The sequence below is a fragment of the Delftia sp. WSY_7 genome (assembly GCF_043104845.1).
GTDB classification, from domain to species: Bacteria; Pseudomonadota; Gammaproteobacteria; order Burkholderiales; family Burkholderiaceae_C; genus Comamonas; species Comamonas tsuruhatensis.
In genome coordinates this window covers 802,686-824,439 of the sequence record NZ_JBICLB010000034.1, presented here as the reverse complement: position 1 = coordinate 824,439, position 21,754 = coordinate 802,686, and the positions used below count along the sequence as shown (strand labels likewise).

Sequence of the window (21,754 nt, the reverse complement as noted above, 5' to 3'; positions counted from 1 at the left end):
GCGGCCCGCGCCATGAAGGCGGCAGCCGCGCAGGGACTCGTGGCGCAAATCAGGCCGCGCGGCGCGCGGTCATCAGGATCCAGCCATCTTCGCTGTCGGCGACTTCGAGTGCCAGGTACGGCGCGTAGGCCTGCTTGAGTTCGTCGGCCTGGCGCTCCAGGATGCCGGCCAGCACCAGGCTTCCACCCTCCGCCACGCGGGCGCACAGCAGCGGCGCCAGCACCTTGAGCGGCGTGGCCAGGATGTTGGCCAGCACGGTGCTGTATTCACCCGTCACGGCATCGGGCAGGCCGGCCTTCAACTGCACGGCGTTGGCATCGGCGTTGTAGCGCGTGGACTCCACGGCAGCCGGGTCGATGTCCACCGCGTCGATGTCGGTGGCACCGAACTTGGCCGCACCGATGGCCAGGATGCCGGAGCCGCAGCCGTAGTCCAGCGTGCGCCCCAGGCTGCCCTCGGGCTGGCGTGCGATCCAGCGCAGGCACATGCGCGTGGTCGGGTGCGTACCCGTGCCGAAGGCCAGGCCCGGGTCCAGGCGGATGCTCACGCGCGCCTGCGGCGGCAGCTCGTGCCAGGTGGGAACAATCCAGAATTCGGGGGTGATGTCCACGGGGGCGAACTGCGACTGCGTCAGGCGCACCCAGTCCTGCTCGGGCACCTGCTTGACGGCGATGATGCTGCAGCCCTCGAAGAAGTCCTGGGGCAGCAGCAGATCACGTGCCTCTTCGGCCGCTTGCTGCGTGGGGAACAGCGCCACCAGGCGGCTGCGCTGCCAGCCGTCCTTGGGTGGCGGCATGCCGGGCTCGCCGAACAGGGCCTGCTCGGCCTCGGTCTGCGCGTCGGCGTCCTCGACCGATACGCTCAGGGCGTCCAGCGCATCCAGTGCATCGCTGATGGTTTCGACCCGGTCTTCCGGGCACAGCAGGCTCAACTCGAACATGGGCCCATCCTTTTCTAAGCAATCAATGAAAAATGCCGGCCGCCGTCGCCGGGGGCCAGCATGCATGGTCGATCGGGTGACCCGCTCAACGCTTGTTGGCGTTGCGGTGCGCCAGCCACTCTTCCAGGTAGTGGATGTTGGTGCCGCCTTCCATGAACTTGGCGTCCACCATCAGGTCCTGGTGCAGCGGGATGTTGGTCTTGATGCCTTCGACCACGGTCTCCAGCAGCGCAGTGCGCATGCGTGCCAGCGCCTGCTCGCGCGTGTCGCCGTGAACGATGATCTTGCCGATCATGGAGTCGTAGTTCGGCGGCACGAAGTAGTTGTTGTAGACGTGCGAGTCCACGCGCACGCCCGGGCCACCGGGCGCATGCCACATGGTGATGCGGCCTGGCGAAGGCATGAAGTTGTAGGGGTCCTCGGCATTCACGCGGCATTCGATCGCATGGCCCTTGAGCTGGGCATTGATCTGGCGCTGCGTGAAAGGCAGCTTCTCGCCTGCGGCCACCATGATCTGGGTGCGAACGATGTCCACGCCCGTGATCAGTTCCGTCACCGGATGCTCCACCTGCACGCGCGTGTTCATCTCGATGAAGTAGAACTCGCCGTTTTCGTAGAGGAACTCAAAGGTGCCTGCGCCACGGTAGCCCAGCTTCTTGCAGGCTGCAGCGCAGCGCTCGCCGATCTTCTCGACCAGGCGGCGGGGAATGCCGGGAGCCGGCGCTTCCTCGATGACCTTCTGGTGGCGGCGCTGCATGGAGCAGTCGCGCTCGCCCAGGTAGACGGCATTGCGATGGTTGTCGGCCAGGATCTGGATTTCCACATGGCGCGGGTTCTGCAGGAACTTCTCCATGTAGACGGCCGGATTGCCGAAGGCCGCACCGGCCTCGGCCTTGGTCATCTGCACGGCATTGATCAGCGCCGCCTCGGTATGCACCACGCGCATGCCACGGCCACCGCCGCCGCCTGCGGCCTTGATGATCACCGGATAGCCCACGGCCTTGGCGATGCGGCGGATCTGCACCGGATCGTCGGGCAGTTCGCCGTCCGAGCCCGGCACGCAGGGCACGCCCGCCTTGATCATGGCCTGCTTGGCCGAGACCTTGTCACCCATGGTGCGGATGTTGTCGGGCGTGGGGCCGATGAAGGTGAAGCCGCTCTTTTCCACGCGCTCGGCAAAGTCGGCGTTCTCGCTGAGAAAGCCGTAGCCAGGGTGGATCGCCTCGGCGTCGGTCACCTCGGCGGCCGAGATGATGGCCGGCATGTTGAGGTAGCTCAGCGGCGAAGGAGCGGGGCCGATGCACACGGCCTCGTCGGCCAGCTTGACGTACTTTGCGTCACGGTCGGCCTCGGAATACACCATCACCGCCTTGATGCCCAGTTCACGGCAGGCGCGCTGGATGCGCAGGGCGATCTCGCCCCGGTTGGCAACCAAAATTTTCTTAAACATGAAGGTCCTCGCGGCTTGGTGCCTGCGGCGGTACGCAGGCCGAAGCCGTCAGTTGAGCCAATTGCTCTGTCGCGCCGCGGCATGCGTTCGCGCCAGGGCGTCGTGCCGCTTGCGGCATCGCTCGCCTGCAGGTTACTCGATCACGAACAGGGGCTGGCCGTACTCGACGGCCTGGCCGTTTTCACCCAGGATGCGGGTAATGGTGCCGCTCTTGTCGGCCTCGATCTCGTTGAGAATCTTCATCGCTTCGATGATGCAGATGGTCTCGCCTTCCTTGACCTGGTTGCCCACTTCCACGAAAGGCTTGCCGCCAGGGCTGGATGCGCGGTAGAAGGTGCCGACCATGGGCGACTTCACCACATGTCCCGCGACGGCTGCCTCGGCAGGGGCTGCCATGGGCGCTGCTGCGGGAGCGGCCACAGGTGCTGCCACGGGCGCAGCCATCGGAGCCTGCATGGGCGCAGCCACGTAGTGCTGCACCACGGCGCCTTCGCTCTTGACGATCCGGACCTTGCCCTCTGCTTCGGTGATCTCCAGTTCCGACACGTTCGATTCGGACACCAGATCAATGAGGGTCTTGAGTTTTCGCAAATCCATGGGAGCTCCAGCGGCTAACAACTAAATAGGGCGCGAATTTACTCCAATTTCGCCCTTCTGCGTGCTTTGAGGCATATTTTTCATCAACGTCGCCATGGAATTCGGGGGATTTCCTGAGCCTGCACAGGCTCGGTCGCTGCGGAAATCAGCCTTTTGCGCTCCAGGAAGCCAGATCTTCGGTAGTAAGCTCACCTATTTTACGTTGCCGCATCAGGCCATCCTCGCCGAGCAGCACGGTGAAGGGCAGTCCGCCCTGCAGATTGCCGAGCGAGCGGGTCAGGCCCAGACCGCCTTCCACCGCCAGCGCCACGGGGAAACGCAGGGGTGTGCGGCCCAGAAAGCGCTGCACTGCCTCGGGCTTGTCCACGGCCAGGCCAATGACCTGAATGCCATGCTGGTCTTGGCGTGCCGAGAAGGCATCCAGCATGGGCAGTTCGCGCACGCACGGCGGGCACCAGGTGGCCCAGAAATTGACCAGCACCGGCTTGCCACGCCAGCGCGACAGCGTCATGGCCGAGCCATCCGGCGTGATGAAACGCTGCTGCCACAGCAGCTCTTCGGCGCTGGACTCCATGGCATGGGGCTGAAATCGCCACCAGGCCAATCCGGCGCCACCCAGTCCCGCAGCGGCGGCAACGCCGCCCATCAGCCAGCGGCGGCGGGAAGATGTGTTTTGACCTGCATCCACGGAATCAGCCACGGTCGGCCTCCCCTTCGTCCTGGTTCAACAGCTTGCGCAATGCCTCTGCGCTGCCACGCGGGCTGCGCCCCTGTCCATCGGGCTTGAGCGCGCCGCGCAGATCGTCAAGATCATGGACCAGCAGGTGCACACCCACATCCTCGTTCAGCGGGCGGCAGAAGGCATGGATGCTCAGCGCCTCCACGCTCTGGCCGGTGAATCCCGTCACGGTGCTGGGTTCGTAGTTCACATGCTGGTTGATCAGTGCGATCTCTGCCGATTTGGGGTCGTCGCAGAACAGTTGCAGATAAATATCGGACAGGCGCGTGGCCGTGCCGCGCCAGACGGCGCCGGCCAAGTGGGGACGGAACTCGGCCAGGCGATCCATCCATTGCAGAGCCAGCTCGCGCAGGGCCTGCAGTTCCTGGGGCTGGGTGTCGGCGCAGAACAGGGCGATGTATTCGCGCACAGCCTCTTCCACCAGGTCATTGCCCGGCAGCGCAGTGCGCGAGGGCAGTCCCAGCTGGCGCACAGCGCGGTGCTTGGCAGGCCCCCATTCCAGACCTTCCTCGACCACGAGGCGGGCCGCAGTCTGGGCAATTTCGGCAGTGGCTTGGTCCATGGCTTTACGATCCGCTGTATCCCTACATATATATAAGAGGCCTTCCCTGCGGATGGCCCCGGGCCATTGTGACCCAAGCCGCAGCAACGCCGGCCGCTGACGGGCTTTGCATGCTCCCGCCAGCGCCTTGCACCGGCGATTTCGCAACCTTGTGTTTCCGGGACCCGGTGCCTGCTGGGCCGCAAGCTCCTGTTTTTGCAGGCCAGCCATCCCGGACATGGCGGCAACCGTAGAATGCCCGGCCATGCACATACATATTCTGGGCATCTGCGGCACCTTCATGGGCGGACTGGCCGCGCTGGCGCGCGAGGCTGGGCACCGCGTCACAGGCTGCGACGCCGGCGTCTACCCGCCGATGAGCGATCAGCTGCGTGCACTGGGCATCGAGCTGATCGAGGGCTACGGCGCCGACCAGATGACCCTGCAACCCGACATGTATGTCGTAGGCAACGTGGTCAGCCGCGCGCGCCTGCCCGACGGCAGCCCCAAGTTCCCACTGATGGAGGCAATCCTCGAAAGCGGCGCTCCCTACACCAGCGGGCCGCAATGGCTTTGCGAACATGTGCTGCACCATCCGTCCTGCCCGCGCCATGTGCTGGCCGTGGCCGGCACGCATGGCAAGACGACCACGACGTCGATGCTGGCCTGGATTCTCGAATGCGCAGGCCTGGCCCCGGGCTTTCTGGTCGGCGGCGTGCCGCTGGACTTCGGCGTCTCTGCCCGCCTGGGTGCATCCAGGCGCCCGACGCCAGGCGAGGGCCCGGCCGGCGCGGAGCCCGTCTTCGTCATCGAGGCCGATGAATACGACACGGCCTTCTTCGACAAGCGCAGCAAGTTCGTGCACTACCGCCCGCGCACGGCCGTGCTCAACAACCTGGAGTTCGATCACGCCGACATCTTCGAGGATCTCGGTGCCATCGAACGCCAGTTCCACCATCTGGTGCGCACCGTCCCCGCTTCGGGCCGGCTTGTTGTCAACGGCATCGAGGAAAGCATCACCCGCGTGCTGCACCAGGGCTGCTGGAGCGAGGTTTCCAGCTTCGGGGCGGTGGTCAGCGACTTCAGCGCAGAGGGCGATCCGAGCGCCTTCGACGTGCTGCACCGTGGCCGCAAGGTGGCCCGCCTGGAATGGGCGCTGACCGGGGAACACAACCAGCTCAACGCGCTGGCCGCCATTGCGGCAGCCGAGCACGTGGGCGTGACGCCGGCACAGGCCTGCGAGGCGCTGGCGCGCTTTCAGAACGTCAAGCGACGCATGGAGCTGCGCGGCATGGCGGGCGGCGTATCCGTCTACGACGACTTCGCCCACCACCCCACGGCCATACGCACCACGCTGGACGGCCTGCGCCGCAAACTCGGCAGCCAGGCACGCATCCTTGCGGTGTTCGAGCCGCGCAGCAACACCATGAAGCTGGGCACCATGAAGTCGCAACTGCCCTGGTCCCTGGAAAGCGCCGATCTGGTGTTCTGCCACACGGCCGGCCTGGACTGGGACGCCGCCGAGGCGCTGCATCCCCTGGGCGTGGGCCCTGGCCGCAAGGCGCAGGTGGCAGGCGACATGGACACGCTGATCGGACAGATCCTCGCAGCCGCCCGGCCGGGCGACCATGTGGTGTGCATGAGCAACGGCGGCTTCGGCGGCATACATCCCAAGCTGCTGGCTGCCCTGCAGGCCGCAGGCTGAACAAAGCGCAAGCAAGCCCCACCCCAATGAAAGAAGCCCGGGACATGCCCGGGCTTCTTTCATGTGCCTTCGCCTGTCAGCCGTCAGTAGCTGATGGACATGGCGGGCACGTCGACACGGATCAGCGGCTTGGACAGCACGGCCTGGGCTGCAACGGCATAGCTGTTGCGCCACTGCTCGTCGTCGAACAGCCCGGCACGCGAACGCGCCGCGCGCGCCACCACCACCAGCTTGTCGGCCAGCAGTACCTTGCCGCTGGCACGCAGGGGTTCGCAGTCCATGGAGATGAACTGCTGGTCCAGCCAATGCCGTCCTTCATCGGAACTCATGGGGGTGAGCCCGTTGGTGTCCGTGCGGTACTCTTTTCCGGCATCCAACACCACAATCACTTCGCTGCGCATGGAACTCCTCTCGTCATTACTGGATACAACCCCGTGCCTGCTCGCGCGGACAGGGCCGTTACTCATACCGCGAGCTTAACCGCAAGCGCCTTTTCCACACCCCGGGCAAGCTGACATGGCGCAAGCGCCGCAGCCTGGGGCTGGCACTGCCAGCAGCAGGTGTTTCATGGCGGCACGGCGCCCGCTTCAAGGTGCAAACGTACAATCGCCTGCAGATTGGACCCCGAATCTTCATCAACCGCATCGCATGACGACCGACACCACACACCAGAAACTGCTTGACCAACTGCAGCAGCTCGAAGATGAGCTGCGCAGCCAGAGCCTCTGGTCGGCCGTGGCGCCAAGCCCCGAGGCCATGGCGTCGACCATGCCCTTCATGTACGACACGCTCAAGCTGCAGCAATGGCTGCAGTGGGTTTTCCTGCCCCGGCTGCGTGCCGTGATCGAGGCCGGCGGCCAGCTGCCCTGCCAAAGCCACGTGCATCCGCTGGCCGAACATGAGTGGAGCCAGCCCGTGGAATTCGACAAGCGCCAGTTGCTGGCCCTGCTGCAGGGCATAGACGACACGCTGAACCAGTGCGGTCTGACTCCGCCGAACGCCACATCGTCCCACTGACCACGGAGCGGCCAGGCACGAAAAACGGGGCGCAGACGCCCCGTTTTCTTTTGCGCCTCAGGCAGCCACCAAGGCTGCTGCCGCCTCGGTCTGCTTGACGCGGCGCTGCAGCACGGCGTCGGACAGCTCGGCCAGCGTGGCCAGGGAATCATCCCAGCCCAGGCAGGCGTCGGTAATGCTCTGGCCGTAGGTCAGGGCAGCCACTTCGTCCTTGCCGGGCGTGAACTTCTGGGCGCCGCCCACGAGATGGCCTTCGATCATCACGCCGAACACGCTGCGCGAGCCGCCGCTGATCTGTCCGGCGATGTCGCGGGCCACGTCCTTCTGGCGCTCATGCTGCTTGGAGCTGTTGGCGTGACTGCAGTCGACCATCAGCGTGGGCGTCAGGCCCGCCTTTTCGAGGTCCTCGCAGGCAGCGGCCACGTTGGCGGCGTCGTAGTTGGGAGTCTTGCCGCCGCGCAGGATGACGTGGCAATCCTGGTTGCCCGCCGTGTTCACGATGGCAACCTGGCCATTCTTGTGCACCGACAGGAAGTGGTGGCCACGGCTGGCCGACTGGATGGCGTCGGTGGCGATGCGGATGTTGCCGTCCGTGCCGTTCTTGAAGCCGATGGGCGCCGAGATGCCCGAGGCCAGTTCACGGTGGACCTGGCTTTCCGTGGTGCGCGCACCGATGGCGCCCCAGCTGATCAGATCGGCGATGTACTGGGGAGAGATCACATCCAGGAACTCGCTGGCGGCCGGCACGCCCAGGCGGTTGATGTCGATCAGCAGTTGCCGCGCAATACGCAGGCCCTCGTCGATGCGGTAGCTCTGGTCCAGGTAGGGATCGTTGATCAGCCCCTTCCAGCCCACGGTGGTGCGCGGCTTTTCGAAGTACACGCGCATCACGATCTCCAGCGTGTCCTTGTACTGCTCGCGTATGGGCGCCAGGCGGCGCGCGTACTCGATGGCGGCCGCCGGATCGTGGATGGAGCAGGGGCCGACGATGACCAGCAGGCGGTCATCCTCGCCAGCCATGATGTTGTGGATGGTGCGGCGGGTATCGCCGATCAGGGTTTCGACGGCCGTACCGCGGATGGGGAAGAAGCGAATGAGGTGCTCGGGAGGGGGCAACACGGTGATGTCCTTGATACGTGCGTCGTCGGTTTGGCCAGTCTTTTGGGAACCGCCGCGATACCAGGAATCGGCGAGGGAAGCTTGATGAGCAGTCATTGCTTGCTTTCGTGAGGAAAGATGGATCGTGGAAAACGGAGCGAAGAATCGGGAGGGGAAAAACAAAAAACCGCCGGGCTCTGCAGCTTCGGCGGTTCTGAGGGAGGTTTGTTCGGGTGCGCGCGCTTACCTCTCTTCCGCCGGGGAGGAGAACCAAAAGTAAAAGTAGAAGGAGGTACGGGCTTGCATGGGAACTGAATGTAGCACAGTCATTTTTCGCAGTGCAACATGGCCATGGCAGCACGGGGGGCGCACTTCACAGTGCCACAGAGAGAAACCTCAAAATCCTCCACGCACTTAAACTGCTTTTTTAACCGTTCAACGCAAAAATACTTCGTCAAAACGGATAAATACACGATGGCATGCAGTTTTCTTGCATTCACCTTTGAAAACGTGCAAACCCCAGAAAATGACGCTTCCGCGCATCGCGGCAGGCCCGCCTCAACGCCGCAGCAAGGAGTCGCGCAGCCTGCGCAGTGCTCGGCGCAGGGCGCTCCAGGGACGCCAGCGACGCGTCCGGTACCAAGGCTGCATTGCGGCGGCATCGAACCCGCCGGCCACAGCGGCGGATTCCGCAAACATGTCTATCAACAGGCACGCATCTCCCAGCAGGCGCCAGCCCAGACGCTCGCAGCGGCGGAAATGCTCGGGCTCCTGGGCATCGCCCACCAGCACGGACTGCTGCCAGGCGTGCACGACCTCCCTGAATCCCTTGAGCAGGCGCTGGTAGGCGGGAAATTCGTAGAGGGCGTGCCATACCGCCCCCAGCGTGGTGAGGAAGTGCTGGTGGTCCAGCACGGCCAGGTCGAGTTGCTGTATGGCCTCTTCCACGGCAGGGCGTGCACTGCCCGCATAGCGCACGCGCACGGCCTCGTCCAGCGCAACGGCCAGCAAGGCCAGTTGCTGGTGCATGGGCTGCAGGTCGCCCACGATCAACTCGTTCAGCCAGACGCGGTTCAGCCGCGACTCGCCGGCCCAGGTGCGCCAGTGTTCCGGCAGGCTGCGCAGGGGATGGGCAGAAGTCTGCAGGCCTGGCCGGGAAGGAAAGGAAAGCTGGGTCATGGAATCGGCGCCGGGCGGCGCCCACGGAGCGCGGCGGGCCGCGTCAGGCAGGACAGAGGACCCGCCCCCTGCCATGCAGGGCGCGGGCATGCGACGGTCAGGCCGTGCCGCCCACCGTCAGGCCGTCGATGCGCAGCGTAGGCTGACCCACGCCCACGGGCACGCTCTGGCCTTCCTTGCCGCAGGTGCCCACACCGCTGTCCAGGCGCATGTCGTTGCCGATCATGGTGATGTGCTTGAGCGATTCCGGGCCGCTGCCCACGATGGTCGCGCCCTTGACGGGGTACTGGATCTTGCCGTTCTCGACCCAATAGGCCTCGCTGGCGGAGAACACGAACTTGCCGCTGGTGATGTCGACCTGCCCGCCGCCGAAGTTGGTGGCGTACAGGCCCTTCTTGATCGAGGCCACGATTTCCTGCGGATCCTTGTCGCCACCTAGCATGTAGGTGTTGGTCATGCGCGGCATGGGGATGTGGGCATAGCTTTCGCGGCGGCCGTTGCCCGTGGGCTTGACGCCCATCAGGCGGGCGTTCATTGCGTCCTGGATGTAGCCCTTGAGGATGCCGTCCTCGATCAGCACATTGCTCTGGCTGGTGCAGCCCTCGTCATCGACGTTGAGCGAACCGCGGCGATCGGCCAGCGTGCCGTCGTCCAGCACGGTGACGCCCTTGGCCGCCACGCGCTGGCCGATGCGGCCGCTGAAGGCGCTGGCGCCCTTGCGGTTGAAGTCGCCTTCCAGGCCGTGGCCCACGGCTTCGTGCAGCAGCACGCCGGGCCAGCCGGGGCCAAGCACCACGGTCATTTCGCCTGCCGGCGCGGGGCGCGACTGCAGGTTGGTGAGGGCCGCGCTCACGGCTTCGTCCACATATTGCGTGATCTGCTCATCGCTGAAATAGGCCAGGCCAAAACGGCCACCACCGCCGGCCGAACCCACTTCGCGCCGACCCTTTTGCTCGGCGATCACGGTGACGGAAAGACGCACCAGCGGCCGCACATCGGCAGCCAACGTGCCATCGGCGCGGGCGACCAGCACCACGTCGTACTCGCTGGCCAGGCCGGCCATGACCTGGACGACACGCGGGTCCTTGGCGCGGGCCAGGGTTTCGACCTTGCCCAGCAGCTCGACCTTGGCCGTGCTGTCCAGCGTGGCAATGGGATCCAGCCCCGGATACAGCGAGCGGCTTTGCGCGATCTTGGACGCGTTGGCGCGCACGCGCTTGCTCTGGGCCGCGCCCGAGATGGAGCGCACGGTGCGTGCCGCATCCAGCAGGGAGGCTTCGGAAATATCGTCGGAATAGGCAAAGGCCGTCTTCTCGCCGCTGACCGCCCGCACGCCCACACCCTGGTCGATGCTGAAGCTGCCGGTTTTGACGATGCCCTCTTCCAGGCTCCAGCCTTCGGCGCGGGTGTACTGGAAGTAGAGGTCGGCGTCGTCGACCTGGTGGCTGCGGATCTCGGCCAGTGCGCGCGCGAGATGGGTTTCATCGAGCCCGAAGGGCTCAAGCAGCAACTGGCGCGCTGTGGCCAGGCGTTCAATGGTGGGTTCGCGGGAGATCATTCGCCCATTGTAGAGAGCCGGCCATGCCCTCGCCGTGCAACGGGGGCAGCCAACGGCTCATGGGCCTGCAAAAAAGAACGGAATGCCGCCCCACCAGGCTGAGCGGCATTCCGTAGGCATGCATCCGCGTGGATGGCGAACATGCTGGCCCATGTCCGCGCTTGCTTTGTAGCGCGCCTCGGCGTCCGTGGCAAGTGCACGGTCATCCCGCAGACGTTATGGAAACAGGAGCATGCCAGTCTCATGCAGGCTTGGCTTGCTCGCCAAATCATGGAGAGAAACGGAGCTTTCCGGCAGCAGGCATCCAGACTATTTGACATTTGCAGGCGCCTTGGGCGCCGCAAACTGGTGTTCAGAGCGGGCCGCCGCCCTCGCCCGGCAGTTGCCGCTGCGAACGCGCCACCGACATCAGCACCCCCAGCGCCAGCCCCAGCGTGACCATGGCCGTGCCGCCGTAGCTGATGAAGGGAAGCGGCACGCCGACCACGGGCAGGATGCCGCTGACCATGCCCATGTTCACGAAGGCATAGGTGAAGAAGATCATGGCCACGGCCGCCGCCATGAGCCGCGCGAACAGCGTGTTGGCCTGGATGGCGATGGCCAGCCCGCGCCAGACCAGCAGCAGGAAGGAGACGATGATGAACAGGTTGCCGACCAGGCCGAACTCCTCGGAATAGGCGGCGAAGATGAAGTCGGTCGTGCGCTCGGGGATGAACTCCAGGTGGGTTTGCGTGCCTGCCATGAATCCCTTGCCCCAGACGCCACCGGAGCCGATGGCGATCATGCCCTGGATGATGTGGAACCCCTTGCCCAGGGGGTCGCGCGTGGGGTCCAGCAGGGTGCAGACACGGGTCTGCTGGTATTCATGCAGCACGGGCCAGCGCACGCCGTCGGCGCACAGCTGGGGTTCGTACCAGACGATGAGGGTGATGCCGATCACACCGGCCAGCACGGGCGGAACGATGAGTTTCCAGGGCAGGCCCGCGAAGAAGATCACCGACAGGCCGGCCGCCATCACCAGCAGCGAGGTCCCCAGGTCGGGCTGCTTCATGATCAGCCCGACAGGCACCATGAGCAGCACCATGGCGATCACGAAGTCCGTGCCGCGCAGCTGGCCCTCGCGGCGCTGGAACCACCAGGCCAGCATCAGCGGCGTGGCGATCTTCAGAAGCTCGCTGGGCTGGATCACCACACCCACGTTGACCCAGCGCTGAGCCCCCTTCTTGGTGATGCCGAACAGCGCCACCGCCACCAGCAGCGCCACGCCCAGCATGTACAGCGGCACGGCCACCTTCATGAGCTGCTGCGGGGGAATCTGGGCCACGACAAAGAGGATGGCCGCCGCGATCAGCATGTTGCGCCCGTGGTCGGTGAAGCGCGTGCCGTGGTCGAAGCCCGAGGAGTACATGGCGATCAGCCCCGCCGACGCCAGCATGCCCACGAACAGCAGCAACCAGAAGTCAAAGCCCCGCAGCAGCGGGGCAACACGTTGCCAGAGGGAGGGCTTGTCGAATTCGGTCACGGGGATGGTCGGTCGCGGGCACGGGCCGCCATTATCCCGTGGCGCATGCGGCCCAGCCCGGCGCAGGGTTGCCCACGGAGGCGGTTGTCATCCAGCTGTCGGCCCGGGCCTTCCCTGCTGGGCGCCGCCCGCCGCAGCGGCCACAATGGGCCATGAGCCGTCCGGGCCGCATCCGGCGCCCGGCCCCAGCAACGCAAAGGAGAGCGCCCGCCATGACCACCACCCATTTGCTGTATCTGCACGGCTTTCGCTCCTCACCCCAATCCACCAAGGCCCGGCGCATGGCCGAACATGTGGCCACGCGCCATCCCCATGTGCGCTGGTGGAGCCCGCAATTGCCGCCATCCCCGCGCGAGGCGGCCGCCTTGATTGCCGACGGCATAGGCAGCTGGCCGCGAGAGACCATGGCCGTGATCGGCTCCTCGCTGGGCGGCTACTACGCCAGCTGGGTGGCCCAGCTGGCGCGCTGCCGCAGCGTGATGATCAACCCGGCCGTGAACCCGGCGCGCGATCTTGAAAAGTACATTGGCGAGCAGACGTCCTGGCACAACCCCGAGGAACGCTTTTTCTTTCGCCGCGAGTACATGGAAGAGCTGCGCGCGCTGGACACGCGCTCCATGACACCGGCCGCGCCCGAGATGCTGCTGGCGGCCGAGGGCGACGAAGTTCTGGACTGGCGCGAGATGAGCGCGCGCTACCCGCATGCGCTGCAGATCATCCAGGAAGGCGGCGATCACGCGCTGAGCAACTTCGAGGAGTACCTGCCCCAGCTCGACGAGTTCCTGAATCTGGCCTGATGCCGCACACGCCTGCGCGGCAGCTGCCAGCCGCAGCGTGGGAGAATATCGGGCTATGCACGCATTGTTTGAAGAAGCCGGCAAGTTCCTGGCCGGCCGCATCCTCTCCGAAGCCGACACCTCCGCCCAGGTGGAACTGGACTCGGGCAAACGGGTCAAGGTCAAGTCCGCCAACATCCTGCTCAAGTTCGACAAGCCGGCGCCTGCCGAGCTGATCGCCCAGGGCCAGGCAATGGCCGCCGAGATCGATCTGGACCTGGCCTGGGAATTCGCCCCCGAGGAGGAATTCGGCTTCGCCGACCTGGCACGCGACTATTTCTCGGACAATGCCACGCTGGCCCAGCAGGCCGGCGCGCTGTTTCGCATCTACGAGGCGCCGCACTACTTTCGCCGCGCCGGCAAGGGCCGCTTCAAGAAGGCGCCGGCCGAAATCCTGCAGCAGGCGCTGGCCGGCATAGAGAAGAAAAAGCAGATCCAGGCCCAGATCACGGCCTGGGCCGAGCAGCTGGGCGCTGGCGAATGCCCCGGCCCCATCCGCGAACAGCTCTACAAGATCCTGTTCCGCCCCGACAAGAACGCCGCCGAATACAAGGCCGTGGTCGAGGCCAGCCGCGCCACGCGCCTGGCACCGCTGGATCTGCTGCACAGGGCCGGCGCCATTGAATCGGCCTACGAATTCCACTGGAAGCGCTTCCTCTTCGACCACTTCCCCAAGGGCACGCAATTTCCGCCGCTGGAGGCGCCCCAGCCTCCGGCAGAGCTGCCGCTGGCCGATGTCCAGGCGTTTTCCATCGACGACTCGGCCACCACCGAGATCGATGACGCGCTGTCGGTGCGCGGCCTGGGCACGGGCACGGTCACCGTGGGCATCCACATCGCGGCCCCCGGCCTGGCCATCGTGCCGGGCACGCCGCTGGACCAGCTCGGCCGCTCGCGCCTGTCCACCGTCTACATGCCCGGCTACAAGATCACCATGCTGCCCAACGAGGTGGTGCAGATCTACACGCTGGACGAAGGCCGCGCCAACCCCGCCGTGTCGCTGTACGTCACCGTGGACGAGGCCACGCTGGAGACCACGGCCAGCGAGACGCGCCTGGAACGCGTGCCCGTGCAGGTCAACTTCCGCCATGACAAGCTGGACCACATCGTCACCGAGCAGTGGCTGGCCGACCCGTCCATCGAGGTCGAGGGCACGCCCGAAGTGCTGCAGGGCAAGCGCGCCGAACTGACGTTCCTGCAGCGCTGGGCCAGGCACCTGAAGGCCGGGCGCGAACTGGTGCGGGGCAAGCCCGAGAACTTCAACCGTCCCGACTACAACTTCCGCCTGGTGGGCAACGGCAGCGCCGAGCCCCGCGGCAACGAGCAGGTCGAGATCACCGTGCGCAAGCGCGGCGCACCGCTGGACCTGATCGTGGCAGAGGCCGCCATCGTGGCCAACAGCACCTGGGGCGGCTGGATGGCCGATCTGGGCGTGCCCGGCATCTACCGCAGCCAGGCCAGCCTGGCCCCCGGCATCAAGGTGCGCATGTCCACCAAGGCGCTTCCCCATGCGGGCATCGGCGTCAAGAGCTATGCCTGGGCCACCTCGCCGCTGCGCCGCTATGTGGACCTGGTCAACCAGTGGCAGATCATTGCCTGCGCGCGCCACGGCAAGACCGCCGCACTGGCCGCGCCGTTCAAGCCCAAGGATGCCGAGCTGTTCGGCATCATCAGCAGCTTTGACGGCGCCTACAGCGCCTACAACGGCTACCAGGCAGGCATGGAGCGCTTCTGGACGCTCAAGTACCTGCAGCAGAACGCCATCACCGAGCTGACGGCCACCGTCATCAAGGAAGGCATGGGCGGCGGCCTGCTGGTGCGCGCCGACGACCTGCCGCTGGTCTTCCCCGTGCTGGGCGTCACCGGCCTGCCGCGCGGTGCCCATGTGCGCGTGCGCCTGGGCGAGATCGACGAGATCGCGCTCGATGTCTCGGGCACGCTGATCGAGCGCCTGGACAGCGACGCCGCCGCTGCCGACGATGGAGCGGAGGACGACGAGGAGGCCGTGGCCGGCCCCATCGCCATCGCCGTGGACATGAACGAGACCGACGGCACGCCCGCGGCCGATCCTGCCCAGCCCTGATCTGCCCGCGCCCCTGCCTCGCATCCAAGCCACTGCCTTAGATCTGACGTGAAACTGCCTACCGCCTTCCGTTCCCTGAGTACGCTGCAGTTGGCACTGGGTGTCTCCATTGCCCTGCATGCCGGGTTGCTCTCGTTCCGGTTCATCGATCCGGAACGCTTCGACCGCGTGTTCCAGGACACGCCGCTGGAAGTCATCCTGGTCAATGCCCGCGCCAACGAGCAGCCCGACAAGGCGCAGGCCATCGCGCAGACCTCGCTGGCCGGCGGCGGCGAAGCCGACAAGGGCCGGGCCTCCAGCCCCATGCCCTACTCGGCACTCACGGCCGTGGGCGACGACTTCGAGGAGCGCCAGCGCCAGATCGACTCCATGCAGGAGCAGCAGACCGTCTTGCTGACGCAGTTGCGCAAGCAGGTCGCGGCCCTGCCGCCGCTGGACCCGCGCGAGGCGGCCAAGCAGACCAAGGAGCAGCAGGCCCAGCAGGAAAAGCGCCAGCAGCTGGTCAAGCTGCTGGCCGAGATCGAAAAACGCATCAACGAAGAAAACGCCCGCCCCAAGAAGCGCTACATCAGCCCGTCCACGCGCGAGGCCGTCTACGCCATCTACTACGACGGCCTGCGCCGCAAGGTCGAGGACAAGGGCACGGAGAACTTTCCCGAGCAGGCCGGCAAGAAGCTCTATGGCGAGCTGGTCATGATCCTCACCGTCAACCACGACGGCCGCGTGCTGTCCACCGAGATCGTGCAGGGCTCGGGCAACCGCCTGCTGGACACCCGCGCCGAAGCCATCGCGCGTGCGGCCGGCCCCTTCGGCCACTTCGGCCCCGCCATGCGCGCCAAGGCCGACCAGATCGCCGTGGTCTCGCGCTTCAAGTTCACGCGTGAGCAGACGCTGCAGACCACGGTCCAGTAGCCCAGTAGCGCCCCGCCCTCTTCGCACTCCATTTTTTCGACATGACTTCCGTTGCCGCCACCTCCTCCGACCGCTACTGCGTCATGGGCAACCCCGTCGCGCACAGCCGTTCGCCCTGGATCCATGCCCGCTTTGCCGAACTGTGCAGGCAGGACCTGCGCTACGAGCGCCAGCATGTGGAGCTGGATGGCTTTGCCGAGGCCGTGCGCGGCTTCTTCGCGGCAGGCGGACGCGGCTGCAATGTCACCGTACCCTTCAAGCTGGAAGCCGCACAGCTGGCCACCACCTCCAGCGAGCGCGTGCAACTGGCCGGCGCCGCCAACACCCTGGTGCTGGCGGCGGACGGTATCCATGCCGACAACACCGACGGCCTGGGCCTGGTGGCCGACATCGTGCGCAATGCGGGCGTGCCGCTGGCCGGGCGCGACCTGCTGCTGCTGGGCGCGGGTGGCGCCGCAGCCGGCGCACTGGGCTCGCTGCTTGCCGAGCGCCCGCGCCGCATCGCCGTGGTCAACCGCACCTTCGAGCGCGCCCAGGCCCTGGTGCAGCGCCATGCCGCCATTGCCGCGCAACATGGCGTGGAACTGGTGGCGCTGGAGCAGCAGGCCGTGGATGAGGATTTCGACGTGGTCATCAACGCCACCGCCAGCAGCCTGGCCGGTGCCGAGGTGCCCGTGCCGGCCCGCGTGCTGCGCACTGGCAGCCTGGCCTACGACATGATGTACGGCCCCGCGGCCCAGGGCTTCATGCAGTGGGCCGAACAGCACGGCGCCACGGCCCGCGACGGGCTGGGCATGCTGGTGGAGCAGGCGGCCGAATCGTTTGCGCTGTGGCGCGGCGTGCGCCCGCCCTCGGCCCAGGTGCTGAACGAGCTGCGCGCCCATATTGCTCAAGGCGGCTGAGCGCTTCATGAAATCCCTGGCACGCGCCCTGCTGCTGGTGCTGTGCGCCGGCCTGCTGCTGCAGCTGTTCTTCGTGCTGCGCATTGCGCTGATGGTGGTGGTCGATCCCGAGTCCACAGCCTTCCAGCGCTCCGAAGCCTGGCAGATGCTGCGCAGCTCCGAAGGCCTGCACTGGAGCCAGCAATGGCTGCCCTATGACCGCATCGCGCCCACGCTCAAGCGCGCCGTCATTGCCTCCGAAGACGGCAGCTTCACCGAACACCACGGGGTGCAATGGGAAGCCATCGAGAAAGCCTGGCAGCGCAACCAGCGCGCCGAAGCCCGGGCCATGAAGGCCGACAACGGCAAGGCGCCCAAGATCTATGGCGGCTCCACCATCACGCAGCAGCTGGCCAAGAACCTGCTGCTGTCGGGCGAACGCAGCCTGCTGCGCAAGGGGCAGGAACTGGTGCTGACCCAGCTGCTGGAACTGATGCTGAGCAAGCAGCGCATCCTGGAGATCTACCTCAACAGCGTGGAATGGGGCCAGGGCGTGTTCGGCGCCGAGGCGGCCGCTCGCCACTACTTTCGCAAGAGCGCCTCCCAGCTCAGCGCCGCCGAGGCCGCGCGCCTGGCCGTGATGCTGCCCCAGCCCAAGCGCTTCGAGAAGCTGCCCAACTCCGGCTATCTGCTGCAGCGCACGCGCACGGTCATGCAGAGAATGCCCAGCGCCGTCGTCCCCTGAACAGCTACATTCACCCCATGCGCATCCTTGGAATCGACCCCGGTCTGCAGACCACGGGATTCGGCGTGATCGACGTCGACGGCCACCGCCTGGCCTATGTGGCCAGCGGCACCATCCGCACCACGGGCATCGCGCTCGGCGACCTGCCGGGCCGGCTCAAGCTGCTGTTCGACGGCATCTCGGAAGTCGCCAGCCGCTACCAGCCCGACACCTCGGCCGTGGAAATCGTCTTCGTCAACGTCAATCCCCAATCCACCCTGCTGCTGGGCCAGGCACGCGGCGCCGCGCTCACGGCCCTGGTCAACGCCGGCCTGCCGGTGGCCGAGTACACGGCACTGCAGATGAAGAAGGCCATGACCGGCCATGGCCGTGCGGCCAAGAGCCAGATCCAGGAAATGGTGCGCCGCCTGCTGCAACTGCCCGGCCTGCCCGGCACCGATGCCGCCGACGCCCTGGGCCTGGCCATCACCCACGCCCATGCAGGCGCCGCCATGACGAAGATGGCCGAGGTCACGCAGCTGCAGCGCCGCCAGCATGCGGTCTACAAAGGTGGGCGCGTCTACTAGGACACCAGTGCTTGGCCACCCTGCTCGGCCCTGAGCCTGATCCATTGCGCGATCCGGGGGAACACATCGGATTGCGCATTGCCGGCCATCAGCAACCTGCTGTGGCTGTAGTCTTCGACAAAACCGGCGGCCTTGCCGCACAGCACGAACTCCACATCCGTCCCGCCGAAGGCGCTTGCCAGCGCTTCGCACCCCTGCCAGGGTGCAATCAGGCGGTCTCCAGCACCCGCCAGCGCCAGAACGGGAATACGCACCTGGGAGAGTGCCTGCAGATAGTTCATGCCGTCATGTCCCACAAATCGGCGCTGGAGATTCCACTGACACCACTGGCGCATCAGTTGGCCGCTTTCCGCCTCGGGCCCCACCATGCGGTTGGCTGCCAGCCAGTTCCGGCGGCCTATCCACGCCAGGTAACCCCGGATCCTGGCCCAGGCCAGCGGTGTGGAGGCAGCATGGGTGGCCTGGGCGGCCAGCAGCACGACACCGGCCAGATGGTCCCGGGCCACATCGGGATTGCGAGCGGCCCAGATGGCTGCCGCAATGCCGCCCCCGCTGTGGCCTATCAGGGTCAAAGGCCGGCCCTGCTCCTCGCTGCGGATGGCCTCGATGGCACTGGCGATGTCATGCCTGGCCACGGCTTCCAGATCATGGCCATGGCCGCAGGCCGGGTTCCGTCCATGGCCGCGCCAGTCGAAGAGCCAAGTGCCGAATCCCTGCGCCGCCAGATACGCGCCGAGCCGGTCGCAGGATGCGGTGCCGGAGAAGGTGCCGTGCGTGATGGCCACGACAGGCCCCTGGACGCAGCCGCTGCGCACCAGCACAAGGGTGTGGCCGTCGCCGGCCCGGATCCGAATTTCCTTCATGGCGGCCCGGCAGTCTCCGCAATGGCGGCAGCGCAGCCCATTCAGGACCTCAGACGATGCGTCCAAAGAACAGCACGGCGAAGAAGGTCACGCCGGCAATCACGGTCCACTTGAGGATGATGAAGCCCCAGCGCTTGTAGCGGGGCTGGCCCGTGCCCAGGTAGAACGCAAAGGACACGGCTGACGCCAGCAGCAGCACGGTGGCCAGCCAGCGGAAGATCAGCATGGCGGCGCCCGCCTCACCAGGCCCGCGCGGGCTGGGCGAAGCCCTTGGGCGCCTGGCGCTCGCTGTCGAAGCTGACCAGTTCCCAGGCGTCGGGCTGGGCCAGCAGGGCACGCAGCAGCTGGTTGTTCATGCCGTGGCCCGAGCGGAAGGCGCTGTAGGCGGCCAGCAGGGGCCTGCCGATCAGGTACAGGTCGCCGATGGCGTCCAGGATCTTGTGCTTGGCGAACTCGTCGTCATAGCGCAGGCCATCGCTGTTGAGCACCTTGTAGTCGTCCATGACGATGGCGTTGTCCATGCCGCCGCCCAGCGCCAGGCCGTGGCTGCGCAGCATTTCCACGTCCTTGGTGAAGCCGAAGGTGCGCGCGCGCGCGATGTCGCGCGTGTAGTTGTCCTCGCCCATGTCGAACTCCACGCACTGGCCCGTGGAGTCCACGGCAGGATGGGCGAAGTCGATCTCGAAGCGCAGCTTGAAGCCGTGGTACGGGTCGAAGCGTGCCCACTTGAGGTTCTGGCCCTCGCCCTCGCGCACCTCGACGGGGCGGATGACGCGGATGAAGCGCTTGGGCGCCTTCTGCAGCTCGATGCCCGCGCTTTGCAGCAGGAATACGAAGGAGGCGGAGGAGCCGTCGAGGATGGGCACTTCCTCGGCGGTGATGTCTATGTAGATGTTGTCGAGCCCGAGGCCGGCGATGGCCGACATCAGGTGCTCCACGGTATGCACCTTGGCGCCGCCCGTGCCGATGGTCGAGGCCATGCGCGTGTCGGTGACGGCTTCGGCGGAGATCGGGATGTCCACGGGCTCCGGCAGGTCCACGCGACGGAACACGATGCCGGTGTCGGGCTGCGCGGGACGCAGCGTCAATTCGACGCGCTGGCCGCTGTGCAGACCCACGCCCACGGCACGGGTGATCGTCTTGATGGTGCGTTGTTGGAGCATCCGGCTATTTTAAAGTGCGGCAGCCGTGCGCAGGGCATGGCCCTGGCACGGCATTCGCTATCACAACCATGCAGCGACCGTATCGGCCGCTGCTCAGTCAGCCTGCTTGCGCAGGAAGGCCGGGATTTCCAGATCGTCCATGCCGCCGGAGGCCAGGGCATCGACGCGGGCAGCGGCCTGCGTGCGGTTGGTACGCCAGACGCTGGGCACCGACATGTTGTTGGCATAGTCGGCGCCGCCAGCGGCACCGCCGACCAGGCCGCCGGCTGCCGTTGCGGCACCCATGGAGGCCGAGGGCAGCTGGTAGCTCATGTTGTCGGTACCGGTGCGCAGGCCGCCCTGCACCACCTGCATGTTCTGGCGGCGTGCGCTGGGGCGCGACAGGCCGGTGGCCACCACGGTGACGCGGATCTCGTCACCCAGGCTGTCGTCGTAGGCAGCGCCGTAGATCACATGCGCATCGGGCGAGGCGTAGGCATTGATGGTGCTCATGGCCAGGCGCGACTCGGACAGCTTGAGGCTGCCCTTGGCGGCCGTGACCAGCACCAGCACGCCCTTGGCGCCCGACAGGTCGATGCCCTCCAGCAGCGGGCAGGCCACGGCCTGCTCGGCAGCGATGCGCGCGCGGTCGGGGCCGGCGGCCTTGGCCGTGCCCATCATGGCCTTGCCGGGTTCGCCCATGACGGTGCGCACGTCTTCGAAGTCGACGTTCACATGGCCGTACTCGTTGATGATTTCGGCAATGCCGCCCACGGCGTTCTTGAGAACGTCGTTGGCATGGGCAAAGGCCTCGTCCTGCGAGATGTCGTCGCCCAGCACGTCCAGCAGCTTCTCGTTGAGCACGACGATCAGCGAATCGACGTTGGCTTCGAGTTCGCTCAGGCCGCTGTCGGCGTTGGCCATGCGTCGGCCGCCTTCCCACTCGAAGGGCTTGGTGACCACGCCCACGGTGAGGATGCCCATTTCCTTGGCCACGCGCGCGATCACGGGCGCAGCGCCCGTGCCCGTGCCGCCGCCCATGCCGGCCGTGATGAACAGCATGTGCGCGCCTTCGATGGCAGTGCGGATGTCGTCCTCGGCCAGCTCGGCGGCTTCGCGGCCCTTGTCGGGCTTGCTGCCCGCACCCAGGCCGCTGCCACCGAGCTGGATGGTGCGGTGGGCGCTGCTGCGCCGCAGCGCCTGCGCGTCGGTGTTGGCGCAGACGAACTCCACGCCCTGCACGTTGCGCGCAATCATGTGCTCGACGGCATTGCCGCCGCCGCCGCCAACGCCGATCACCTTGATCTGCGTACCCTGGTTGAATTCTTCAACTTCAATCATGTCGATGGGCATGTTGGTTCTCCTGTAGCTCTCTGTAAG

Annotated in this window: 22 protein-coding genes; 8 read left to right on the top strand and 14 right to left on the bottom strand. The window is 66.3% G+C overall.

Annotated features, from left to right (window positions below; genetic code table 11):
- Window positions 1-49 precede the first annotated feature (49 nt).
- The 5 genes from prmA to ACF8ME_RS18505 all read right to left on the bottom strand — a co-directional run bounded on the left by prmA (window position 50) and on the right by ACF8ME_RS18505 (window position 4,288).
- Window positions 50-940, bottom strand: coding sequence for a 50S ribosomal protein L11 methyltransferase (prmA, locus tag ACF8ME_RS18525; RefSeq protein ID WP_047217452.1), 891 nt, complete (start codon window positions 938-940; stop codon window positions 50-52).
- Between the two features lie 85 nt (window positions 941-1,025).
- Window positions 1,026-2,390 carry an acetyl-CoA carboxylase biotin carboxylase subunit gene (accC, locus tag ACF8ME_RS18520; protein ID WP_016448007.1) on the bottom strand — a complete coding sequence of 455 codons (1,365 nt, stop codon included), beginning with the start codon at window positions 2,388-2,390 and terminating at the stop codon, window positions 1,026-1,028.
- Between the two features lie 132 nt (window positions 2,391-2,522).
- Window positions 2,523-2,987 carry an acetyl-CoA carboxylase biotin carboxyl carrier protein gene (gene accB / locus ACF8ME_RS18515; protein ID WP_392417731.1) on the bottom strand — a complete coding sequence of 155 codons (465 nt, stop codon included), beginning with the start codon at window positions 2,985-2,987 and terminating at the stop codon, window positions 2,523-2,525.
- 145 nt (window positions 2,988-3,132) lie between these two features.
- Entirely contained in the window at window positions 3,133-3,633 is a 501-nt protein-coding gene (locus ACF8ME_RS18510; protein WP_392417926.1) for a TlpA family protein disulfide reductase, read from the bottom strand.
- Window positions 3,634-3,679: 46 nt separating this feature from the next.
- On the bottom strand, window positions 3,680-4,288 hold the full coding sequence (locus tag ACF8ME_RS18505; protein ID WP_016448010.1) for a hypothetical protein: 609 nt from the start codon (window positions 4,286-4,288) through the stop codon (window positions 3,680-3,682).
- Window positions 4,289-4,532: 244 nt separating this feature from the next.
- Between ACF8ME_RS18505 and mpl the strand changes: the two genes are divergently transcribed.
- On the top strand, window positions 4,533-5,972 hold the full coding sequence (gene mpl / locus ACF8ME_RS18500; RefSeq protein WP_061288105.1) for a UDP-N-acetylmuramate:L-alanyl-gamma-D-glutamyl-meso-diaminopimelate ligase: 1,440 nt from the start codon (window positions 4,533-4,535) through the stop codon (window positions 5,970-5,972).
- An 83-nt stretch (window positions 5,973-6,055) separates the two neighbouring features.
- On the opposite strand, the gene ACF8ME_RS18495 is transcribed toward mpl, so the two are convergent.
- Window positions 6,056-6,373 (bottom strand): hypothetical protein, encoded by a 318-nt coding sequence (locus ACF8ME_RS18495; protein ID WP_016448012.1) that lies wholly within the window; start codon window positions 6,371-6,373, stop codon window positions 6,056-6,058.
- Between the two features lie 247 nt (window positions 6,374-6,620).
- Here ACF8ME_RS18495 and ACF8ME_RS18490 point away from each other — a divergent pair, with 247 nt between their 5' ends.
- Complete coding sequence (locus tag ACF8ME_RS18490) at window positions 6,621-6,989, top strand: YqcC family protein (RefSeq protein WP_392417729.1); 369 nt, start codon at window positions 6,621-6,623, stop codon at window positions 6,987-6,989.
- Between the two features lie 57 nt (window positions 6,990-7,046).
- On the opposite strand, the gene ACF8ME_RS18485 is transcribed toward ACF8ME_RS18490, so the two are convergent.
- The 4 genes from ACF8ME_RS18485 to rodA all read right to left on the bottom strand — a co-directional run bounded on the left by ACF8ME_RS18485 (window position 7,047) and on the right by rodA (window position 12,346).
- Window positions 7,047-8,204 carry a 3-deoxy-7-phosphoheptulonate synthase gene (locus ACF8ME_RS18485; protein WP_016453139.1) on the bottom strand — a complete coding sequence of 386 codons (1,158 nt, stop codon included), beginning with the start codon at window positions 8,202-8,204 and terminating at the stop codon, window positions 7,047-7,049.
- Between the two features lie 441 nt (window positions 8,205-8,645).
- Window positions 8,646-9,266: a hypothetical protein gene (locus ACF8ME_RS18480; RefSeq protein WP_016448015.1), complete on the bottom strand. Its 621-nt coding sequence runs from the start codon at window positions 9,264-9,266 to the stop codon at window positions 8,646-8,648.
- Window positions 9,267-9,363: 97 nt separating this feature from the next.
- Window positions 9,364-10,824 carry a metalloprotease TldD gene (gene tldD, locus ACF8ME_RS18475; RefSeq protein ID WP_017404622.1) on the bottom strand — a complete coding sequence of 487 codons (1,461 nt, stop codon included), beginning with the start codon at window positions 10,822-10,824 and terminating at the stop codon, window positions 9,364-9,366.
- Between the two features lie 352 nt (window positions 10,825-11,176).
- A complete protein-coding gene (gene rodA, locus ACF8ME_RS18470; RefSeq protein WP_016448017.1) occupies window positions 11,177-12,346 on the bottom strand; it encodes a rod shape-determining protein RodA in 1,170 nt (389 codons plus the stop codon).
- Window positions 12,347-12,558: 212 nt separating this feature from the next.
- On the opposite strand from rodA, the gene ACF8ME_RS18465 reads away from it, so the two are divergent.
- From ACF8ME_RS18465 to ruvC, 6 genes are read left to right on the top strand one after another with little or no spacing between them, the layout of a single operon-like run.
- Window positions 12,559-13,143, top strand: a complete 585-nt coding sequence (locus ACF8ME_RS18465; protein WP_016448018.1) for a YqiA/YcfP family alpha/beta fold hydrolase — start codon at window positions 12,559-12,561, stop codon at window positions 13,141-13,143.
- Window positions 13,144-13,198: 55 nt separating this feature from the next.
- On the top strand, window positions 13,199-15,265 hold the full coding sequence (locus tag ACF8ME_RS18460; protein WP_046983931.1) for a ribonuclease catalytic domain-containing protein: 2,067 nt from the start codon (window positions 13,199-13,201) through the stop codon (window positions 15,263-15,265).
- A 48-nt stretch (window positions 15,266-15,313) separates the two neighbouring features.
- Window positions 15,314-16,177 (top strand): energy transducer TonB, encoded by an 864-nt coding sequence (locus ACF8ME_RS18455; protein ID WP_016448020.1) that lies wholly within the window; start codon window positions 15,314-15,316, stop codon window positions 16,175-16,177.
- A gap of 41 nt (window positions 16,178-16,218) precedes the next feature.
- The gene (gene aroE, locus ACF8ME_RS18450; protein WP_392417727.1) at window positions 16,219-17,079 is read left to right on the top strand and encodes a shikimate dehydrogenase; all 861 of its coding nucleotides are present in this window, start codon (window positions 16,219-16,221) and stop codon (window positions 17,077-17,079) included.
- A gap of 7 nt (window positions 17,080-17,086) precedes the next feature.
- On the top strand, window positions 17,087-17,803 hold the full coding sequence (mtgA, locus tag ACF8ME_RS18445; RefSeq protein WP_392417725.1) for a monofunctional biosynthetic peptidoglycan transglycosylase: 717 nt from the start codon (window positions 17,087-17,089) through the stop codon (window positions 17,801-17,803).
- A 17-nt stretch (window positions 17,804-17,820) separates the two neighbouring features.
- The gene (ruvC, locus tag ACF8ME_RS18440; protein ID WP_016448023.1) at window positions 17,821-18,369 is read left to right on the top strand and encodes a crossover junction endodeoxyribonuclease RuvC; all 549 of its coding nucleotides are present in this window, start codon (window positions 17,821-17,823) and stop codon (window positions 18,367-18,369) included.
- Here the strand turns inward: ruvC and ACF8ME_RS18435 are convergent.
- The 4 genes from ACF8ME_RS18435 to ftsZ all read right to left on the bottom strand — a co-directional run bounded on the left by ACF8ME_RS18435 (window position 18,366) and on the right by ftsZ (window position 21,727).
- Window positions 18,366-19,232 carry an alpha/beta fold hydrolase gene (locus ACF8ME_RS18435; protein WP_392417723.1) on the bottom strand — a complete coding sequence of 289 codons (867 nt, stop codon included), beginning with the start codon at window positions 19,230-19,232 and terminating at the stop codon, window positions 18,366-18,368. The two genes, ruvC and ACF8ME_RS18435, sit on opposite strands and share 4 nt — an antisense overlap.
- 49 nt (window positions 19,233-19,281) lie before the next feature.
- Window positions 19,282-19,458: a hypothetical protein gene (locus ACF8ME_RS18430; protein WP_016448025.1), complete on the bottom strand. Its 177-nt coding sequence runs from the start codon at window positions 19,456-19,458 to the stop codon at window positions 19,282-19,284.
- A 13-nt stretch (window positions 19,459-19,471) separates the two neighbouring features.
- Entirely contained in the window at window positions 19,472-20,395 is a 924-nt protein-coding gene (lpxC, locus tag ACF8ME_RS18425; RefSeq protein ID WP_012203406.1) for a UDP-3-O-acyl-N-acetylglucosamine deacetylase, read from the bottom strand.
- 93 nt (window positions 20,396-20,488) lie between these two features.
- Window positions 20,489-21,727: a cell division protein FtsZ gene (gene ftsZ / locus ACF8ME_RS18420; protein WP_392417722.1), complete on the bottom strand. Its 1,239-nt coding sequence runs from the start codon at window positions 21,725-21,727 to the stop codon at window positions 20,489-20,491.
- Between the last annotated feature and the right edge of the window lie 27 nt (window positions 21,728-21,754).

What these genes read in the sequence shown, in the direction of transcription:
- prmA (WP_047217452.1), bottom strand. Translation starts at nt 940, where the DNA reads ATGTTCGAGTTGAGCCTGCTGTGCCCGGAAGACCGGGTCGAAACCATC.
- accC (WP_016448007.1), bottom strand. Translation starts at nt 2,390, where the DNA reads ATGTTTAAGAAAATTTTGGTTGCCAACCGGGGCGAGATCGCCCTGCGC.
- accB (WP_392417731.1), bottom strand. Translation starts at nt 2,987, where the DNA reads ATGGATTTGCGAAAACTCAAGACCCTCATTGATCTGGTGTCCGAATCG.
- ACF8ME_RS18510 (WP_392417926.1), bottom strand. Translation starts at nt 3,633, where the DNA reads ATGGGCGGCGTTGCCGCCGCTGCGGGACTGGGTGGCGCCGGATTGGCC.
- ACF8ME_RS18505 (WP_016448010.1), bottom strand. Translation starts at nt 4,288, where the DNA reads ATGGACCAAGCCACTGCCGAAATTGCCCAGACTGCGGCCCGCCTCGTG.
- mpl (WP_061288105.1), top strand. Translation starts at nt 4,533, where the DNA reads ATGCACATACATATTCTGGGCATCTGCGGCACCTTCATGGGCGGACTG.
- ACF8ME_RS18495 (WP_016448012.1), bottom strand. Translation starts at nt 6,373, where the DNA reads ATGCGCAGCGAAGTGATTGTGGTGTTGGATGCCGGAAAAGAGTACCGC.
- ACF8ME_RS18490 (WP_392417729.1), top strand. Translation starts at nt 6,621, where the DNA reads ATGACGACCGACACCACACACCAGAAACTGCTTGACCAACTGCAGCAG.
- ACF8ME_RS18485 (WP_016453139.1), bottom strand. Translation starts at nt 8,204, where the DNA reads ATGACTGCTCATCAAGCTTCCCTCGCCGATTCCTGGTATCGCGGCGGT.
- ACF8ME_RS18480 (WP_016448015.1), bottom strand. Translation starts at nt 9,266, where the DNA reads ATGACCCAGCTTTCCTTTCCTTCCCGGCCAGGCCTGCAGACTTCTGCC.
- tldD (WP_017404622.1), bottom strand. Translation starts at nt 10,824, where the DNA reads ATGATCTCCCGCGAACCCACCATTGAACGCCTGGCCACAGCGCGCCAG.
- ACF8ME_RS18465 (WP_016448018.1), top strand. Translation starts at nt 12,559, where the DNA reads ATGACCACCACCCATTTGCTGTATCTGCACGGCTTTCGCTCCTCACCC.
- ACF8ME_RS18460 (WP_046983931.1), top strand. Translation starts at nt 13,199, where the DNA reads ATGCACGCATTGTTTGAAGAAGCCGGCAAGTTCCTGGCCGGCCGCATC.
- aroE (WP_392417727.1), top strand. Translation starts at nt 16,219, where the DNA reads ATGACTTCCGTTGCCGCCACCTCCTCCGACCGCTACTGCGTCATGGGC.
- mtgA (WP_392417725.1), top strand. Translation starts at nt 17,087, where the DNA reads ATGAAATCCCTGGCACGCGCCCTGCTGCTGGTGCTGTGCGCCGGCCTG.
- ruvC (WP_016448023.1), top strand. Translation starts at nt 17,821, where the DNA reads ATGCGCATCCTTGGAATCGACCCCGGTCTGCAGACCACGGGATTCGGC.
- ACF8ME_RS18435 (WP_392417723.1), bottom strand. Translation starts at nt 19,232, where the DNA reads ATGAAGGAAATTCGGATCCGGGCCGGCGACGGCCACACCCTTGTGCTG.
- ACF8ME_RS18430 (WP_016448025.1), bottom strand. Translation starts at nt 19,458, where the DNA reads ATGCTGATCTTCCGCTGGCTGGCCACCGTGCTGCTGCTGGCGTCAGCC.
- lpxC (WP_012203406.1), bottom strand. Translation starts at nt 20,395, where the DNA reads ATGCTCCAACAACGCACCATCAAGACGATCACCCGTGCCGTGGGCGTG.
- ftsZ (WP_392417722.1), bottom strand. Translation starts at nt 21,727, where the DNA reads ATGCCCATCGACATGATTGAAGTTGAAGAATTCAACCAGGGTACGCAG.